The sequence below is a fragment of the Streptomyces sp. NPDC001204 genome, assembly GCF_053598035.1.
Window position 1 is genome coordinate 159,651 of the sequence record NZ_JBSFJL010000013.1, and the last position, 17,099, is coordinate 176,749.

Here is a 17,099-nt window from a genome sequence, read left to right on the forward strand (position 1 = left end):
CCTACCGTATGAGGCGTCGGTGAAAGCCCGATGAGAGGACCCCGGTCCGGCTCCCGGCGCAGCACGCTTTATCGCAGGTCACCCGTCGAGGCAACAGGTGACGGGACGGGCCGCCGCATCGGCCGCTCGGGGGCTACGCTCGAAGTCTGCATGCCGTCGTGCGACTTGGGGAGGTAGCGGGATGACGGAGGTACGGCCGGGCACGGCCGCCTCGGGCTCGCTGTGGGAGCGTGACGAGGAACTCACCGCCGTCGTACGCGCGATCGACGTCCTGTGCGCCGACCGCGCGTCCTCGGGAGGGCTGCTGGTCCTGGAGGGGGAGGCCGGTCTCGGCAAGACCGCCCTGCTGACCGAGATCCGCCGTATCGCCGGGGACCACGGCTGCGCGGTGTGGTCGGCGCGCGGCGGGGAGACCCTGCGCTCCGTCCCCTTCAACGTGGTGCGGCAGCTGCTCCAGCCCGCGCTCCTGTCGCTGATGCCCGAGGAGACCCGCGAATACCTCGGCGACTGGTACCACATCGCCGGCCCCGCCCTCGGCATCGCGGAACCCCGGGACGGGCGGGCCGACCCGCAGGGCGTGTGCGACGGACTGGTCGCCGCCGTGCGCCGGCTGGCCGAGCGCGAGTGGCCGCTGGTGCTGCTGATCGACGACGCCCACTGGGCCGACGTGGAGACGCTGCGCTGGCTCGCCGCGTTCGCCGAGCGCCTGAAGGACCTGCCCGTACTGCTCGTGGTGACCCGCCGGCCCGGCGAGTTCGGCGGCGAGGGCGCCCGGTGCCTGGACGCGGCCGTCGCCGCCGCGGGTGTGCACACCCTGAGCGCCCTGACCCCCGAGGCGACCGCCGGGCTCACCCGCACCACCCTCGGCCCGCACGCCGACGCCCCGTTCTGCCGCGAGGTCTGGGCGGTCACCGGCGGCAACCCGTACGAGACCGTCGAACTGCTCGCCAAGGTGCGCGACAGCGAACTCGAACCGGTCGAGGCCCAGGCCGCCGAACTGCGCGCCCTGAACCGCTCGGCCCGCGGCGGCGGCCTCGTCGCCCGCCTGGAGGAACTCGGCATCGACGCCACCCGGTTCGCCTGGGCCGCCGCCGTCCTGGGCACCGGCATCTCCGTGGAGCTCGTCGCCCGGCTGGCCACCATGAACCCCGACGACGCCGAGCGCTGCGCCGGACTGCTGCGCCGCGCCCGCATCCTCACCGAGCCGGACCCGGCGACCACCCGGGGCGGCGGCGGGGACCTGGAGTTCGTGCACCCGCTGATCGCCACCGCCGTCTACAACTCCATCCCGGACGCCCTGCGCACCGCCATGCACGGCATCGCCGCCCAGGTGGTCGCCGACTCCGGGTTCGGCGCCGCAGCGGCCTCCCGGCACCTGCTCCAGGTCCACCCGGACGACGACCAGGAACTCGTCGAGCAGCTGCGCCGGGCAGCCCGCGAGCACCTCGCCGTCGGCGCGTCCGACGCGGCCCGCCACTGCCTGGAGCGGGCCCTGCTGGAGCCGCCGGCCCCCACGGCGCACGCGCGCGTGCTCTACGAACTGGGCTGCGCCACCCTGCTGACCGCGCCCGCCACCACCATCGAGCACCTCCAGCGGGCGCTCGCCATGCCCGGCCTCGACGGTGCCACCCGCGTGGACGCCGTGTGGCGGCTGTCCCAGGCCCTGCTCCACAACGACCAGCTGGAGGAGGCCGTCCGCACGGTCGAGGCGGAGGCCGCCCGCCACGAACCGGGACCCACCCGCATGCGGTTGCAGGCCGTCCAGTACATGTGGGAGGGCCTGTACACCGGCGGTACCAGCTCCCCGGACCGCTCCGAACGGCTCGCCGGACTCGCCGCCGGCTGCACCGGACGCGACAACTCCGAGCGCGCCCTGCTGATCCTGCGCGGCTTCGACGCCATGACCCGCGGCGAGAGCGCCGAGGAGGTCGTCGAGATGTGCGACCGGGCCCTCGTGAACGGCCGCCTCGCCCCCGGACTCGGCTGGACCGACACCGAGTGGGGCATCGAACTGCTGCTGATGCTCGCCAGCGCCTACGCCTACTGCGACCGCCTCGACCGGGCCGAAACCCTCTACACCGAAGCCCTGCGTGCCTACGAGACCGCCGGCTGGAGCGGCGGCCACCTCGCCCTCGCCCACGCCTACGTCGGCCTCGGGCACCGCAGACGAGGCCGGCTGCGGGAGGCGGAGGAGGCCCTGCGCGCGTCGCTGCGCCTGGCCGAGCGCATCGGCCGCGGACTGCCCCTGTACTGGACCGCGACCTGCAACCTCGTCGACACCCTGCTCGCCCGCGGCCATGTCGAGCGGGCCTGGGAGGTCGCCGAGCAGCACGCCTTCGCCCCGCCCTACCCGTCCACCATCGTGCTGCCCGATCCGCACAGCGTGCGCGGCCGGCTGCTGCTGGCCCTCGGCCGCACCGAGGACGCCGTCAACGAACTGGAGGCGGCCGAGAAGGCGGCGGCCGCCCGCGGCCACCAGAACCCGGTGACGGTGCCCTGGGCGGCCGACCTGGCCCGGGCGCTCGCCGCCGAGGACCCCGAGCGGGCCGGCCGGCTCGTCGCCGACCTCCGCCGCCAGGCCGAGCGGTTCGGCACCGACACCGCCATAGGAGAGGCTCTGCGCTGCGCCGCGGCCCTGGAGACCGGGCAGCGCGCGGTCCGGCTGGCCGCCCAGGCCGTCACCTACCTGGAGGCCTCCCCCTGCCAGTACGAACACGCCCTCGCCCGCGTCGAGTTCGGCATCGTCTCGCGCTCGGCCGCCGAGCTGGGCCGGGGCCTGGCACTGGCGCGCTCGTGCGGCGCGGACGGCCTGGCGGAACAGGCGGCGCGGCTGCTGGAGTCGGAACACGGACTGGGCCGGCCCCCGTCGTAGTGCCCGTCCGGCGGACCATGCCAGGTGCGCGGGGTCGGGTACGCCCGTCCGCGCCTTGCGGACGCACGCACCGGACCCCGCGCACCTGGGCCGACGGTGACTGTCGCCGACCCGCGACTCGATCCGACGGCGGGTGCCGGCTCACACACCCGGGAGCCGGCGCCCGGGAGCCGGCCCGCCGCCACCGATGTCCGCGCCGGCGTCGGCGGACGGCTGTCCGGGCCGCTGACGGTGCCGCGGCCCGCCGGGTCACGCCTCGTCACCTCTCGTCACCTCTCGTCATCCCGACCCGGATTCCTCCGCCAGCACCCGCTGGGCCACCGCGAACGCCGAGTTCGCCGCCGGGACCCCGCAGTACACGGCGCTCTGGAGCAGCGCCGCGCCGATCTCCTCGGGGGTGAGCCCGTTGCGGCGCGCCGCCCGTACGTGCATGGCCAGTTCGTCGTAGTGGCCGTGCGCGATCAGCGCCGTCAGGGTGATCAGGCTGCGCTCGCGGCGGCTCAGCGTCGGGTCGGTCCAGATCTCGCCCCAGGCGTAGCGGGAGATGAAGTCCTGGAAGCGGGCCGTGAACGGGGTCTGCCGGGCCTGCGCCCGGTCGACGTGCGCGTCGCCGAGCACCTCGCGGCGCACCTCCATGCCCCGCCGGGGAGGACCGTCGAGGTGGGTGCGCAGCGCCGCCAGGACCGCCTCGGGGCACTGCGCGGGCGCCAGGTGCGAGGCGCCGGGGATCTCCACCAGGGCCGCGCCGGGCACCGCGTCGGCGATCTGCCGCAGATGCGCGGGCGGGGTGGCCGGGTCCTCGCGGCCCGCGACGAGCAGTGTGCGCGCGCCGACCCTGGGCAGCAGGTCGGTCAGATCGAAGGCGGCCAGCGCGTCGCAGCAGGCGGCGTACGCCTCCGGATCGGCCTCCCGGTGGTCCTGCACCAGCTCCGGCACGGTGAAGTCACCGGCGAACCACCGGGCGTCGGCGCTCTCGGCCAGCCAGTCCAGCCCGTCCCGCCGGACCCGCTCGGCCCGCTCCTGCCACGCCTTGGCGCCGTTGAAGTGGGCCGAGGAGCAGAGCACGGCGAGCGCGTCGACACGTTCGGGGTGGTGCACGGCGAGGTGCAGACCCACCGCACCGCCCAGCGACACCCCGGCGTACGCGAACCGTTCGATGCCGAGCGAGTCGGCGAGCGCCAGCACCAGGCCGGCGAGGTCGCCGACGGTGGCGCCGGGCCTGATCAGCCCGGCCGGCGAACCTCCGTGCCCGGGCAGGTCCCAGCGGACCACCCGGTGGGAGATCGCCAGCTCGGGCGCGACCTTGTCCCACAGCGCGTACGACGTGCCGAGGGACGGCCCGAGCAGCAGTGGGGGAGCGGAGGCGGGGCCTTCGAGAAGGTGGTGCAGGGTCAACGTCGCTCCAGGGCACGGTCGGTGAGGGTTCCGGCGGAGCCGGTGTAACGGGCCGGGTCGGTGAGTTCGCCCAGATCCACGTCCTTCAACTCGGGCTGTTCTGACAGAAGTTCGCTCAGGTTCCGGTTCTCGGTGTAGGTGCGCCGGGCGAGTTCGGTGAGCAGCTCTTTTGCCCGGGCGCGGCCGAGCAGCGGGGCCAGCTCGGCCGACAGCCGCTCGGAGACGATCAGCCCGTGGGTCAGCCCGAGATGGGCGCGCATCGCGTCCGCGTCCACCCGCAGCCCCTCGGTCAGCTCCGCGGCGTCGCGGGCCGCGCCGCCGACGAGCCGCAGCAGCTCCCGCAGCGGCTCCCACTCGGCGTGCCAGGCGCCGGGCGGCCGTTCGTCCTGCGCCGCGAGCGACCCGTAGAGGGTGGCCGCGAGTTGCGGCGCGCGCCGGGCGGCGGCCGCGATCAGCGTGGACCGCACGGGGTTCGCCTTGTGCGGCATGGCGGAGGAACCGCCGCCACTGCCCTCGGCGAGTTCGGCGGTCTCCGTGCGGGTCAGGCCCAGCACGTCCACGGCGATCTTGCCGAGCGCCCCGGCGGTGAAGGCGAGGCACCCCGCGAGGTCGGCGACCGGGGTGCGCAGAGTGTGCCAGGGCAGCAACGGCTCGCGCAGGCCCAGTTCACGGGCGTACGCGGTGACGAGCACGGTCGGGTCCTCGGCGCCGTACGCGGTGAAGGCCGCCAAGGTCCCCGCCGCGCCGCCGAGTTGGACTGGCAGGGAGTGCCGCACCCGGGTCAGGCGGTCCCGGGCGTCCAGCACGAGCGACCGCCACCCGGCCGCCTTCAGTCCGAACGTCGTCGGCACGGCGTGCTGAGTCAGCGTCCGGCCCGGCATCACCGTGTCGCGGTGCTCGGCGGCCGTCCGGGCCAGCGCCTGTTCGGTGCGGGCCAGGTCGGCGAGGACCAGGTCCAGGGTGCGCACGGCGACCAGCATCGTCGCCGTGTCCATGATGTCCTGGCTGGTCGCGCCCCGGTGGACACAGGGTCCGTACTCCTCGCCCACGGCCTCGGTGAGGTCGGCGACCAGCGGGATGACCGGGTTTCCGCCGCCGCGGGCGCGCTCCGCGAGCGCCCGCACGTCGAAGCGGCCCGGATCGGCCGCCCGGGTCACCGCCTCGGCCGCTCGGCCCGGGACGAGGCCGAGCGCGGCTTGGGCCCGGGTGAGCGCCGCCTCCGCGTCGAGCAGGGCCCGCAGATAGGCGGAGTCGCTCGTCGCGGACGCGGCGGGGGAGCCGGCCCAGCCAGGACCGAGGAGACCCACGTCGAGACCGACGGCGGCGGGATCAGCGGCAGGTGGTGTCACCGGAACTCCAGGAAGACCGTCTCGCCCTCGCCCTGAAGGCGGATGTCGAAACGGTATGCCCCACTGTCCTCCCGCGCGGCGATCAGCGTGCCGCGCCGCTGCTCGTCCAACTGGGCGAGCAGCGGGTCGGCGGCCAGCGCGGCCTCGTCATCGGGCAGGTAGATCCGGGTGAACAGGTGCACGAGCAGTCCGCGGGCGAATACGCACACGCTGAGGTAGGGGGCGTTCCGTCCGCGCGCGCCGGGCCGCAGCGTCCGCGCGTACCAGTGGCCGTCGACGTCGGTCTGGATGCGGCCGAAGCCGGTGAACTCCACGCCGTTGCGGCCGAGGTGGTCGCCGGAGGCCGGGTCGCGCCGCATCGAGCCGTCCACGGCCGGCAGGTTGCCGTCCGGGTCGGGCCCCCACACCTCCACCAGGGCGTCCGGCAGGGGCCGCCCCTCGCCGTCGTACACGTATCCGTGCACGGTGACCGTCTCCGGGTGCCCCAGGGGCGCGATCTCCTCGCCGCCGCGGAAGGGGAGCGCGTAGCCGTAGAAGGGGCCCACCGTGTGCGACGGAGTGGGCAGCACGTTCTCGGGGCTGCTCGTGTCGATCTTCGTCATGGCAGGTCAGCGTCCTTCTTCGATCCAGGTGGCGTGCGGGCCGTCCAGCACGATGTCCCAGTGGTAGCCGAGCGAGAACTCCGGCACCGACAGGCTGTGGTCGTAGGTGGCGACCAGCCGCTGCCGTGCCGCGTCGTCCGTCACGGACTGGAGGATCGGGTCGTACGGGAACAGCGGGTCGTTCGGGAAGTACATCTGCGTCACGAGCCGCTGCGTGAACGCCGTGCCGAAGACCGAGAAGTGGATGTGCGCCGGACGCCAGGCGTTGACGTGGTTGCGCCACGGGTACGGGCCCGGCTGGATCGTGGTGAACCGGTAGAAGCCGTCCGTGTCGGTCAGCGTGCGGCCGACGCCGGTGAAGTTGGGGTCCAGCGGGGCGTCGTGCTGCTCGCGCTGGTGGGCGTAGCGGCCCGCGGAGTTGGCCTGCCAGATCTCGACGAGCTGGCCGCGCACGGGCCGCCCGTCGTGGTCGAGCAGCCGCCCGGAGACGGTGATCCGCTCGCCGATCGGCTCCCCCGTGTGCTGGCGGGTGAGGTCGTTGTCGATCCCGGTGATGTCCCGCTCGCCGAACGCGGGCGAGGACAGCTCGACCAGCTCCGGGTCCTTGGCGGCGTCGATGGCGACCAGCGGCTGCTTGGGGTGGCGCAGCACCGAGGAGCGGTACGGCGCGTAGTCGCGGCGCGGCTGGTGCTCGACCGGCGCGCCGTCAGCTACGCGCTTCTCGTACGCGGCGTGCTCGGCCGCGATCTCCTGGTCGATGTCGTGCTGAGTGAGAGCCATGGGGTTTCCTAGCGTTCGAGGACGAGGGCGAGGCCCTGGCCGACGCCGATGCAGAGGGTGGCGACGCCGACTCCCGCGCCCTTGCGGGCGAGTTGGTGGGCGACGGTGCCGGCGAGACGGGCGCCGGAGGCGCCGAGCGGGTGACCGAGGGCGAGGGCGCCGCCCTGGGGGTTGAGGATGTCGGGGTCGAACTCGGGCCACTCCGCGACGCATCCGAGTACCTGGGCCGCGAACGCCTCGTTGAGTTCGAGGGTGTCGAGGTCGGCGAAGGTCCGGCCGGCCCTGGCCAGCGCGCGGTGGACGGCTTCGACGGGGGCGAGTCCGAAGTAGTGCGGGTCGGTGGCGCTCACGCCGCTGGCGGAGATCCGGGCCAGGGGTTCACGGCCGGTGGCCTTCAGACCGTCCTCGTCGGTGAGCAGCAGGGCGGCGGCGCCGTCGTTCAGCGGGGAGGCGTTGCCCGCGGTCACCGTGCCGTTCTCGGTGCGGAACGACGGCTTGAGCTTGGCCATCGCCGCCAGGGACGTGTCCGGGCGTACGGATTCGTCGGCGGCGAGGACGACCGGGTCGCCCTTGCGGCGGGGGACCGGCACGGGGGCCAGTTCGGGGTCGAACAGGCCCTCGGCCTGCGCCCTGGCCGCCTTCTGGTGGGAGGCGAGCGCGAACTCGTCCTGCTGCTCTCGGCTGATCTTGTGTTTCTCGGCGATGAGTTCGGCCGACTCGCCGAGTGGGACCGTCCACTGCGGTTCCATCCTGGGGTTGACCATGCGCCAGCCCAGGGTGGTCGAGTACGTCTCGGCGTGTCCGGCCGGGAACGCCCGGTCCGGCTTGGGAAGCACGTAGGGGGCGCGGGTCATGGACTCCACACCGCCGGCCACGGCGACGGAGGCGTCGCCCAGCGCGATGGCGCGGGCGGCCTGGATCACCGCCTCCAGGCCGGAGGCGCACAGCCGGTTGACGGTCACGCCGGGCACGGAGGTCGGCAGCCCGGCCAGCAGGCCGGCCATGCGGGCGACGTTGCGGTTCTCCTCGCCCGCGCCGTTGGCGTTGCCGAAGTAGACGTCGTCGATCCGGACCGGGTCCAGGCCGGGGGTGCGAGCCATGAGTTCACGGATCGCGTGGGCGGCGAGGTCGTCCGGGCGGACGCTCGCCAGGGCGCCGTTGTAGCGGCCGATCGGGGTGCGTACCGCGTCGACGAGGTAGACGGTCTTCACAGGAGGTCCTTTGCGACGGTCAGCTCGGCGTCGGTCCGGGCGACGACCTCGTCGACGTCGACGCCGGGGGCGGTCTCGACCAGGACGAGTCCGTCGTCGGTGACGTCCAGGACGGCGAGGTCGGTGATGATCCGGTTGACGCACGCCTTGCCGGTCAGGGGCAGCGCGCACTGTTCGAGGATCTTCGGGGAGCCGTCCTTGGCGGTGTGGGTCATCACCACGATGACCGTGCGGGCGCCGTGGACGAGGTCCATCGCCCCGCCGATCCCGGTGATCATCTTGCCCGGGATGGCCCAGTTGGCCAGGTCGCCGCCGGCGGAGACCTGCATGGCGCCCAGCACGGCGACGTCTATGTGCCCGCCGCGGATCATCGAGAACGACAGCGCCGAGTCGAAGAAGGAGGCGCCGGGCAGGACCGTGACAGTCTCCTTGCCCGCGTTGATCAGGTCGGGGTCGACCTGGTCCTCGGTGGGGTAGGGGCCGGTGCCCAGGATGCCGTTCTCCGACTCCAGGATCACCTCGACGCCGTCGGGCAGGTAGTTCGGGATCAGCGTGGGCAGACCGATGCCCAGGTTGACGTACTGGCCGTCCCGCAGTTCCCGCGCGGCACGGGCGGCCATCTCCTCACGGCTCCAGGCCATCAGCTGCTCACCGTTCCTCGGGCCGAAGGCGCCGAAATCGTGCGCTGTTCGATCTTCTTGTCCGCCGCCTGCTCCTCGGTCAGCGCCACCACGCGCTGGACGAAGATGCCCGGCAGGTGCACCGCGTCCGGATCGAGCTCACCCGGCTCGACGAGTTCCTCGACCTCCGCGACGGTCACCCGGCCCGCCATGGCGGCCAGCGGGTTGAAGTTCCGGGAGGACTTGTTGAACACGAGGTTCCCGTGCCGGTCGCCCTTCGCCGCACGCACCAGCGCGAAGTCGGTACGGATCCCGCGTTCCAGCACGTACTGGGTGCCGTCGAACTCGCGGACCTCCTTCGGCGGCGACGCCAGGGCCACGCCGCCCTCGCCGTCGTACCGCCACGGCAGACCTCCCTCCGCCACCTGGGTGCCGACCCCGGCCGGGGTGTAGAAGGCGGGGATCCCGGCCCCGCCGGCCCGCAGCCGCTCGGCCAGCGTGCCCTGCGGGATCATCTCCACCTCCAGCTCACCGGCCAGATACTGCCGCGCGAACTCCTTGTTGGCACCGATGTAGGAGCCCGTCACCCGCGCGATCCGTCCCGCCGCCAGCAGGACCGCCAGACCCGACTCCATCGCACCGCAGTTGTTCGACACCACCGACAGTCCGCCCACCCCGCGCTCGTACAGCGCCTGGATGAGCACGGTCGGCACACCGCTCAGCCCGAAACCGCCCACCGCGAGCGACGCGCCGTCCGATACGCCGGCCACCGCCTCCACGGCTGTGGCGACCACCTTGTCCATCGAATCAAGCCTCATCTCTGCCGAGCATCCAGCAACCGCAGATAGTCAGGGCACTGACTATTTTGTTGGGTCCTCTCACGCTGCCACTTGGGGCGTGCGCAGTCAATACCGTTCTGACCAGGATGAGCAGGATGGTCGAGGTGTCGGAGAATCCGTGGTGGACGGGTGGCTCGTCGACGGTATCGTTCAGTGCACCTACAGAACGCCATGGACGGCACGACGGACCGACGCGAGGAGCGCACATGGGCGCCGTGGACCTCTCGACCCACCCCGGGCATCTGGCCCGGCGGTTGCAGCAGGCGCACTACCTGCTGTGGAACACGATGGTCTCCGAGGAGATCACTTCGCCGCAGTTCGCGGTCCTGAACGTACTCGTCGCCGAGCCGGGGCTCGACCAGCGCACGGTGGGGGAGCGGGTGGGGCTCGACCGGTCCACCATCGCCGAGGTGATCAGCCGCCTCGGCCGCCGCGGGCTGCTCGACAAGGTGCGTGACCCGCAGGACGGCCGCCGCTTCCTGCTGCGGCTGACCGGGGAGGGGGAGCGCACTCACCGCAAGCTCACCGTGCGCACGGCCCGGATGAACCAGGTCTTCCTGGGGCCGCTCAGCGCCGACGAGCAGGCCCTCTTCTTCGACCTCATCCGGCGGGTCGCGGACGCGGCCGAGGGGCTGCGCCATCCGGCGCAACCCCTCGCCGCGCAGTCCTGATCGCGTCCCCCGCCGTCGCCGTTCACCGCCGCCAGGTCACCGGGCCGGGGTGAAGACCACCCAGACCTGGCCCCGGGCGAAGTTCACGTCCGTGCCGTCGGCGGCCGTGAACCGCGTGCCGCCGGCCGCGCTCGGGCGCTTCCAGGTGGCGTCGTACACCCGCCCGTCGCGCAGCACCTCCGCCTTCCCCGAACCGACGGTCTCGGTGTACGGGGTGTAGTTGCCGAGCACGTCGTGAAGATCGGACTTGCGTACCTTCACGTGCTGCACCACGACCGTCGCGGGCGCCACCTGCTGCCCGTCGGTCGTGACGGTCCGGCGGCCGTCCATCGCCACCGTCCAGCCGTGCCGCCCAGCGGACCAGGTGAAGGTGAAGCGGGCCGCCGGGTAGCGGACGGTGCGCGAGGTCTCGGCGCGGCCGCCCGCGGGTGCCGGGCCGTAGTGGAAGCCGGTGGTCAGCGCGTCCGCCCCCGGGGCCGAGCCGAGGAGCTTGCCGGGACGCAGGTAGAGGTTGTGCGGGGCCGGCTTGGCGGTGCCCCGGAAGTACGCGGCGGGCTTGTTGTCGGGTGTTCCGGGGGACAGCGGGGCGGCGTCGATCAGCGGCAGCAGCTTCTTCTGGGCACCGGAGAAGGCGAGCGTGGGACGGTCGAACTGGCGCAGCAGTTCGAGGTCGGCCTCGCGTGCGCTGCGCACCGGCCCGACGACCGGGGGCAGCCGGGTGGCGTAGACCGCCATCAGCCGGCTCAGCCCGCCCTCGACCTGTTCCGCGTACACGATGTCGGCGGCGTCCAGACCGGTCTGGGGGCGGGCCGCTCCCACGTTGTCGATCTTGACGGCGAGGACGGGGCCCGCGTGCTCCGGACTCGGTGCCGGGGTCTGCGGCAGCTCCCGCACCGGCCTGGGGGTCCCTCCCTTTCCGTCCTGCCCGTCCTCGACGGTGCCGTGCCGCGCCGTGCAGCCCGCCGCCAGGGTGACCGTCGTCATGGCGGCCAGCAGCGCCACCGCCGAGGCGGCGTACCGCACGCGCACGCTTCGTCCCAAGTCCACCGTTCAGCCCCCGTCTCCGCGCCTCTGTCTTCTGACTGTGTGTTTATCCGCTCATCGGTGGCCATACCCGCCCGGTTCTGATCGAGCGGGACCAGGCCGCCGATCGGCCGAATGAGCCGGCCGGCGGTTCGGCGGGGCGGGCCCCGGGTACCCGAGCGCAGCACAGGAGAGGCGGAACGACGGAGGGAGCGCGCCGCGATGAAGGCAGTGACGTGGCAGGGCAAGCGCGACGTTCGGGTGGACGAGGTCCCCGACCCGAAGATCCAGGAGCCGACGGACGCCGTCATCCGGATCACCTCGACCGGCCTGTGCGGCTCCGATCTGCACCTCTACGAGGTGCTCACGCCGTTCATGACACCGGGCGACATCCTCGGCCACGAGCCCATGGGCATCGTGGAGGAGGTCGGCGCCGGGGTGCCGAACCTGAAGCCCGGCGACCGGGTGGTCGTGCCGTTCCAGATCTCCTGCGGCCACTGCTTCATGTGCTCCGCGGGCCTGACGACCCAGTGCGAGACCACCCAGGTCACCAGCGAGGGCATGGGCGCCGCCCTGTTCGGCTACACCCGCCTGTACGGCGCCGTGCCGGGCGCCCAGGCCGAGTACCTGCGCGTCCCGCAGGCCCAGTTCGGACCGATCAAGCTCCCCGAGGGCCCGCCCGACGACCGGTTCCTCTACCTCTCGGACGTGCTGCCGACCGCCTGGCAGGCGGTCGCCTACGCCGACGTTCCGCGCGGCGGGAGCGTGGCCGTACTCGGTCTCGGCCCCATCGGCGACATGGCGTGCCGGATCGCCAAGGCGCGCGGCGCCGAGCGGGTGTTCGGCGTGGACCTGGTCCCGGAACGGCTGGTCCGGGCGCGCCGGCGGGGCGTGGAGACGTACGACCTGCGCGGCTTCGACCACGAGAAGGAACTGGTCGCGGCGATCCGCGACGAGACACAGGGACGCGGGCCCGACGCCGTGATCGACGCGGTCGGCACCGAGGCGCACGGCAGCGCGGCCGCCCGTCTCGTCCAGCAGGCCGCGACGGTGCTGCCGCACGCGCTGAGCGGACCGCTCGCGGAACGCTTCAGCGTGGACCGGCTCGCCGCCCTGCACGCCGCCATCGAACTGGTGCGCCGCGGCGGCACGCTCTCCCTGAGCGGCGTCTACGGCGGCACGGCCGACCCCATGCCGATGATCACGCTCTTCGACAAGCAGATCCAGATGCGCATGGGCCAGGCCAACGTCCGCCGCTGGACCGACGAGATCATGCCCTACCTGACGGACGAGGACCCGCTCGGCGTCGACGACTTCGCCACGCACCGGCTGCCGCTGTCGGACGCCCCGCACGCGTACGAGATGTTCCAGCGCAAGCAGGATGGGGCCGTCAAGGTCGTCATGCGGCCGTGAGTCCGCCAAGGTCGTCGTGCGGCCGGGAGCGCGGGCGGCCCGCGCCCGGACCACCGCGCCCGGACCGCCGCGCAGGGGCTCGGGACCGGCGGGCTCAGGGGCGGGAGCCGAAGACCTCCGCCAGGTCGTAGCGGACCGGCTCCTCCAACTGGGCGTAGGTGCAGCTCTCCGGCGCGCGGTCCGGGCGCCAGCGGCGGAAGCGGGCCGTGTGCCGGAACCGCGCCCCGTTCTCCATGTGGTCGTAGGCCACCTCGGCCACCCGCTCCGGCCGCAGCGGCACCCAGGACAGGTCCTTCTTCCCCGACCAGCGACTGGGCGCGCCGGGCAGCCGGGCCGCCTCGTGGGCCGTCTCGTCCGACCAGGCCGCCCACGGGTGCCCGGCGACGTCGTCCATCCGCTGCGGCTCCAGCTCCTCGATCAGCTCGGCGCGCCGCTTCATCGGGAACGCGGCGGACACGCCGACGTGTTGCAGGGTGCCCCGGTCGTCGTACAGGCCGAGCAGCAGCGAGCCGACGACGGGGCCGCTCTTGTGGTGGCGGTACCCGGCGACCACCACGTCCGCCGTGCGCTCGTGCTTGACCTTGAACATGGCCCGCTCGTCCTGGAGATAGCGCAGCCCCGGCGGCTTGGCGACGACACCGTCCAGGCCTGCCCCCTCGTACTGCTCGAACCAGCGCCGGGCCACCTCGATGTCGGTCGTGGCGGGTGCCACGTGCACCGGGGCGGTGACCCCCGCCAGCGCCCGGACCAGCAGCGCGCGCCGGTCGGACAGCGGCACGTCCAGCAGGGACTCGCCGTCCAGGGCGAGCAGGTCGAAGGCCACGAAGGAGGACGGGGTCCGCTCGGCCAGCATCCGCACCCGGGAGTCGGCCGGGTGGATCCGCTCGGTCAGCGCGTCGAAGTCCAGCCGGCCCTCCCGCGCGATCACGATCTCCCCGTCCAGCACGCACCGCTCGGGCAGCCGCTCCTTGAGCGCCTCCACCAGTTCGGGAAAGTACCTGGTCAGCGGCTTTCCCGTGCGGCTGCCGAGTTCGACCTCGGGGCCGTCGCGGAACACGATCGCCCGGAACCCGTCCCACTTCGCCTCGTACTGCATGCCCGGCGGGATCCTCGCCACCGACTTGGCGAGCATCGGCTTCACGGGGGGCATCACCGGCAGGTCCATGCCTAGATTCTGCGCTCGATTCCGCGCGCCCGCGCGGAACCCGCCCGGTGTGCGAGGTCCGCGCGCTGCCCCTACCGTGGCTCGCATGGGCGATGCGGTGGAGCTGGAGGTGGGCGGGCGGACCGTACGGCTGTCCAGCCCGGACAAGGTGTTCTTTCCCGAGCGGGGGTTCACCAAGCTGGACATCGCCCGGTACTACCAGGCCGTCGCCCCCGGCATCCTGCGCGCCCTGCGCGACCGGCCCACCACCCTGGAGCGCTATCCGGACGGCATCACCGGCGAGTGGTTCTTCCAGAAGCGGGCGCCCAAGGGCATGCCCGCGTGGATCCCCACCGCCCACATCACCTTCCCCAGCGGCCGCAGCGCCGACGAGATGTGCCCGACCGAGGAGGCGGCCGTGGTGTGGGCCGCCCAGTACGGCACGCTGACCTTCCACCCCTGGCCGGTGCGCCGGGACGACGTCGACCACCCCGACGAACTGCGCATCGACCTCGACCCCCAGCCCGGCACCGACTTCGCCGACGCCGTGCGCGCCGCCCACGAACTGCGGTCCGTGCTGGAGGAGTTCGGGGGCCTGCGCGGCTGGCCCAAGACCTCCGGCGGCCGCGGGCTGCACGTGTTCGTGCCGATCCAGCCGCGCTGGACCTTCACCCAGGTACGGCGTGCCGCGATCGCCGTGGGCCGGGAGATGGAACGCCGGATGCCCGAGCACGTGACGATCAAGTGGTGGAAGGAGGAGCGCGGCGCCCGTATCTTCCTGGACTACAATCAGACGGCCCGCGACCGCACCATCGCCTCCGCCTACTCCGTGCGCCCCCGCTCCCACGCCCCCGTCTCGGCGCCCCTGCGCTGGGAGGAGGTCGGCGCCGCCCGGCCCCAGGACTTCGACGTGGCCACCATGCCGTCCCGGTTCGCCGAAGTCGGCGACGTGCACGCCGACATGGACGACCACGCCTTCTCCCTGGAGGCACTGCTGGAACTGGCCGCCCAGGACGAACGCGACCACGGCCTCGGCGATCTGCCCTACCCGCCCGAGTACCCGAAGATGCCGGGCGAGCCGAAGCGCGTCCAGCCGAGCCGGGCGAAGAAGGAGGGCCCGGCCGCCGGCTGAGTGCACGGGCTGAGTGCGCCGGCTGAGTGCGCGGACGCTCCTGGTGGGAGGCGGGCTTCGGGTCGAGAGCGCTCTCACGGCGGGGCCCGGGCGCGGTTATCCTGATCCGCAACCGCCGGTGAGGAGCGCAGAAGTGACCGAGACAGCGTCGCGTCCCACGTTGGAGGCCGTGGCCGCGCGGGCGGGGGTGTCGCGGGCCACCGTGTCCCGGGTGGTGAACGGCGGCGACGGGGTGAGGGAGCCGCTGGCCGAGCGCGTGCGGCGGGCCGTGGAGGAACTCGGGTACGTGCCGAACCAGGCCGCCCGCAGCCTGGTGACCAAGCGCCACGACGCCGTCGCCGTGGTCGTCGCCGAACCGGAGACCAGGGTCTTCGCCGACCCCTTCTTCGCGCTGCAACTGCGGGGCATCAGCAAGGAGCTGACGGCCCACGACTCGCAGCTCGTCCTGCTGCTGACGGAGGGGCGCGACGACCACGCCAGGGTCGGGCGCTACCTCGCCGGCGGTCACGTCGACGGCGCCCTCGTGTTCTCGCTGCACCTCGACGACCCGCTGCCGGGGCTGATCCGGCGCGCCGGGGTGCCGACCGTGTTCGGCGGGCGGCCCGGCTGGAGCGACGACACCGGCCCCGGCGCAGCGGACTCCGCGCGGACGGCCGGGAACCCCGCGGTCGTCTACGTCGACAGCGACAACCGGGGCGGGGCGCGGGAGGCCGTACGGCACCTGGTCGGCCTGGGCCGGACCAGGATCGGGCACATCACCGGCGCCCTCGACCAGACCTCGGCGGTGGACCGGCTCGACGGATTCCGGGACGTGATGGTCGACGCCGACCCCCGGCTGATCGTGGAGAGCGACTTCACCCCGGCCGGCGGCGAGCGCGCCATGCGCGAACTCCTCGACCGCTGCCCCGACCTCGACGCGGTGTTCGCCGCCAACGACCTCACCGCCTCCGGTGCCCTGCGCGTGCTGCGCGAGCGCGGGCTGCGGGTCCCCGACGACGTCGCCGTGGTCGGCTTCGACGACATGCTGCCCGTGGCCGAGCAGACCGAGCCGCCGCTGACGACCGTGCGTCAGGACATCGAGGAGATGGGCCGGCTGATGGCCCGCCTCCTGCTGCGCGGCCTCGACGGACAGGGCGCCGAGGCCGGGGTGGGCGGCGCGCCGCGCAGCGTCATACTGCCGACGACACTCGTACGGCGCGCGTCCGCGTGAGTCCCGCCGGGCCGCGGGGGTGGCTCACGTCTGCGGCGGGGTGCTCCTGATCACCGCGAAGCGGGCGCCGTAAGGGTCGGCGAGCCTGGCGATACGGCCGACGCCCGTCACGTCGGTGGCGGGCACCCGGACCGTGCCGCCCAGCTCCTCGGCCCTGGCCACCGTCGCGTCCGTGTCCGGGACCTCGAAGTACGGCAGCCAGTACGCGCCCGTCTTCGCCTCGGTCGGGTCGTCGGCGAGAGCCACGATGCCGCCGAACATGGCGTCCTCGCCGCCCTCGGCGGGGTTCACGCACGTGTAGGTGCCGCCGGGGAAGGGCACCGCGGAGGTCTCCAGACCCAGCACCTTGTTGTAGAACGCCGCCGCCGCGGCGATGTCCGCCGTGTACAGCTCGACCCAGCACAGCGAGCCCGCCTCGCCGGCCATGTCCACGCCCTTGATCCGCCCCGGCTGCCAGAGGCCGAACGGCACGCCCGCCTTGTCGGCGAGGACCGCCATGTGCCCCTCGCCCATCACGTCCATGGGCTGGACCAGCACGGTGCCGTGCGCCTCCTCGGCGGCCTTGGCGGTCGCCGCCGCGTCGGCGCTCTGGAAGTACACGGTCCAGGAGGGCGGCCCCTGCTCCGGCGTGGTCTGCATCCCGCCGGCCACCGTCCTGCCGCCGAGCTGGAAGAAGCCGTAGCCACCGGCCTGCGGCCCGGCCGACTGGAACCGCCAGCCGAAGAGAGCGCCGTAGAAGGAGCCGGCGCCCTCGATGTCGGGGGTGCCGACGTCGATCCAGTTCGGAGCGCCGTTGACGAAACGGGTGGTGAGCATCCATGCCCTCCTTCGAAGGTGC

Annotated in this window: 15 protein-coding genes; 5 read left to right on the top strand and 10 right to left on the bottom strand. The window is 73.4% G+C overall.

The window, feature by feature from the left end:
• Positions 1-181: 181 nt before the first annotated feature.
• The gene (locus tag ACWC91_RS19955) at positions 182-2,872 is read left to right on the top strand and encodes an ATP-binding protein (protein WP_450639986.1); all 2,691 of its coding nucleotides are present in this window, start codon (positions 182-184) and stop codon (positions 2,870-2,872) included.
• A gap of 279 nt (positions 2,873-3,151) precedes the next feature.
• Here the strand turns inward: ACWC91_RS19955 and pcaDC are convergent, their stop codons facing one another.
• Genes pcaDC through ACWC91_RS19990 form a run of 7 tightly spaced genes read right to left on the bottom strand, consistent with a single transcriptional unit; the run spans position 3,152 to position 9,632 of the window.
• Positions 3,152-4,267, bottom strand: a complete 1,116-nt coding sequence (pcaDC, locus tag ACWC91_RS19960) for a bifunctional 3-oxoadipate enol-lactonase/4-carboxymuconolactone decarboxylase PcaDC (protein ID WP_225077767.1) — start codon at positions 4,265-4,267, stop codon at positions 3,152-3,154.
• Positions 4,264-5,616 carry a 3-carboxy-cis,cis-muconate cycloisomerase gene (gene pcaB, locus ACWC91_RS19965; RefSeq protein WP_450639987.1) on the bottom strand — a complete coding sequence of 451 codons (1,353 nt, stop codon included), beginning with the start codon at positions 5,614-5,616 and terminating at the stop codon, positions 4,264-4,266. Before pcaB ends, pcaDC begins: the two co-directional genes overlap by 4 nt.
• On the bottom strand, positions 5,613-6,218 hold the full coding sequence (pcaG, locus tag ACWC91_RS19970; RefSeq protein ID WP_281155056.1) for a protocatechuate 3,4-dioxygenase subunit alpha: 606 nt from the start codon (positions 6,216-6,218) through the stop codon (positions 5,613-5,615). Before pcaG ends, pcaB begins: the two co-directional genes overlap by 4 nt.
• A 6-nt stretch (positions 6,219-6,224) precedes the next feature.
• On the bottom strand, positions 6,225-6,998 hold the full coding sequence (pcaH, locus tag ACWC91_RS19975; RefSeq protein ID WP_450639989.1) for a protocatechuate 3,4-dioxygenase subunit beta: 774 nt from the start codon (positions 6,996-6,998) through the stop codon (positions 6,225-6,227).
• 8 nt (positions 6,999-7,006) lie between these two features.
• Positions 7,007-8,209 carry a thiolase family protein gene (locus ACWC91_RS19980; RefSeq protein ID WP_450639990.1) on the bottom strand — a complete coding sequence of 401 codons (1,203 nt, stop codon included), beginning with the start codon at positions 8,207-8,209 and terminating at the stop codon, positions 7,007-7,009.
• Positions 8,206-8,850, bottom strand: coding sequence for a CoA transferase subunit B (locus tag ACWC91_RS19985; RefSeq protein ID WP_450639992.1), 645 nt, complete (start codon positions 8,848-8,850; stop codon positions 8,206-8,208). Before ACWC91_RS19985 ends, ACWC91_RS19980 begins: the two co-directional genes overlap by 4 nt.
• On the bottom strand, positions 8,850-9,632 hold the full coding sequence (locus ACWC91_RS19990; RefSeq protein ID WP_450640021.1) for a CoA transferase subunit A: 783 nt from the start codon (positions 9,630-9,632) through the stop codon (positions 8,850-8,852). Before ACWC91_RS19990 ends, ACWC91_RS19985 begins: the two co-directional genes overlap by 1 nt.
• Before the next feature lie 242 nt (positions 9,633-9,874).
• Between ACWC91_RS19990 and ACWC91_RS19995 the strand changes: the two genes are divergently transcribed.
• Positions 9,875-10,339 carry a MarR family winged helix-turn-helix transcriptional regulator gene (locus tag ACWC91_RS19995; protein ID WP_225077761.1) on the top strand — a complete coding sequence of 155 codons (465 nt, stop codon included), beginning with the start codon at positions 9,875-9,877 and terminating at the stop codon, positions 10,337-10,339.
• Positions 10,340-10,375: 36 nt separating this feature from the next.
• On the opposite strand, the gene ACWC91_RS20000 is transcribed toward ACWC91_RS19995, so the two are convergent.
• A complete protein-coding gene (locus ACWC91_RS20000) occupies positions 10,376-11,323 on the bottom strand; it encodes a DUF3048 domain-containing protein (RefSeq protein WP_450640022.1) in 948 nt (315 codons plus the stop codon).
• Positions 11,324-11,584: 261 nt separating this feature from the next.
• On the opposite strand from ACWC91_RS20000, the gene ACWC91_RS20005 reads away from it, so the two are divergent.
• Complete coding sequence (locus tag ACWC91_RS20005; protein ID WP_225077760.1) at positions 11,585-12,775, top strand: zinc-dependent alcohol dehydrogenase; 1,191 nt, start codon at positions 11,585-11,587, stop codon at positions 12,773-12,775.
• Between the two features lie 94 nt (positions 12,776-12,869).
• Here the strand turns inward: ACWC91_RS20005 and ACWC91_RS20010 are convergent, their stop codons facing one another.
• Positions 12,870-13,940 (bottom strand): ATP-dependent DNA ligase, encoded by a 1,071-nt coding sequence (locus tag ACWC91_RS20010; protein WP_450639994.1) that lies wholly within the window; start codon positions 13,938-13,940, stop codon positions 12,870-12,872.
• Positions 13,941-14,025: 85 nt separating this feature from the next.
• On the opposite strand from ACWC91_RS20010, the gene ligD reads away from it, so the two are divergent.
• Entirely contained in the window at positions 14,026-15,051 is a 1,026-nt protein-coding gene (gene ligD, locus ACWC91_RS20015; RefSeq protein ID WP_281155057.1) for a non-homologous end-joining DNA ligase, read from the top strand.
• Between the two features lie 133 nt (positions 15,052-15,184).
• On the top strand, positions 15,185-16,261 hold the full coding sequence (locus ACWC91_RS20020) for a LacI family DNA-binding transcriptional regulator (RefSeq protein WP_281155058.1): 1,077 nt from the start codon (positions 15,185-15,187) through the stop codon (positions 16,259-16,261).
• Between the two features lie 24 nt (positions 16,262-16,285).
• On the opposite strand, the gene ACWC91_RS20025 is transcribed toward ACWC91_RS20020, so the two are convergent.
• On the bottom strand, positions 16,286-17,077 hold the full coding sequence (locus ACWC91_RS20025) for a VOC family protein (RefSeq protein WP_225077756.1): 792 nt from the start codon (positions 17,075-17,077) through the stop codon (positions 16,286-16,288).
• Positions 17,078-17,099: the final 22 nt, after the last annotated feature.

What these genes read in the sequence shown, in the direction of transcription:
- ACWC91_RS19955 (WP_450639986.1), top strand. Translation starts at nt 182, where the DNA reads ATGACGGAGGTACGGCCGGGCACGGCCGCCTCGGGCTCGCTGTGGGAG.
- ACWC91_RS20000 (WP_450640022.1), bottom strand. Translation starts at nt 11,323, where the DNA reads ATGACGACGGTCACCCTGGCGGCGGGCTGCACGGCGCGGCACGGCACC.
- ACWC91_RS19995 (WP_225077761.1), top strand. Translation starts at nt 9,875, where the DNA reads ATGGGCGCCGTGGACCTCTCGACCCACCCCGGGCATCTGGCCCGGCGG.
- ACWC91_RS20010 (WP_450639994.1), bottom strand. Translation starts at nt 13,940, where the DNA reads ATGGACCTGCCGGTGATGCCCCCCGTGAAGCCGATGCTCGCCAAGTCG.
- ACWC91_RS20025 (WP_225077756.1), bottom strand. Translation starts at nt 17,077, where the DNA reads ATGCTCACCACCCGTTTCGTCAACGGCGCTCCGAACTGGATCGACGTC.
- pcaG (WP_281155056.1), bottom strand. Translation starts at nt 6,218, where the DNA reads ATGACGAAGATCGACACGAGCAGCCCCGAGAACGTGCTGCCCACTCCG.
- ACWC91_RS19990 (WP_450640021.1), bottom strand. Translation starts at nt 9,632, where the DNA reads ATGGACAAGGTGGTCGCCACAGCCGTGGAGGCGGTGGCCGGCGTATCG.
- ACWC91_RS20005 (WP_225077760.1), top strand. Translation starts at nt 11,585, where the DNA reads ATGAAGGCAGTGACGTGGCAGGGCAAGCGCGACGTTCGGGTGGACGAG.
- ligD (WP_281155057.1), top strand. Translation starts at nt 14,026, where the DNA reads ATGGGCGATGCGGTGGAGCTGGAGGTGGGCGGGCGGACCGTACGGCTG.
- ACWC91_RS19985 (WP_450639992.1), bottom strand. Translation starts at nt 8,850, where the DNA reads ATGGCCTGGAGCCGTGAGGAGATGGCCGCCCGTGCCGCGCGGGAACTG.
- pcaH (WP_450639989.1), bottom strand. Translation starts at nt 6,998, where the DNA reads ATGGCTCTCACTCAGCACGACATCGACCAGGAGATCGCGGCCGAGCAC.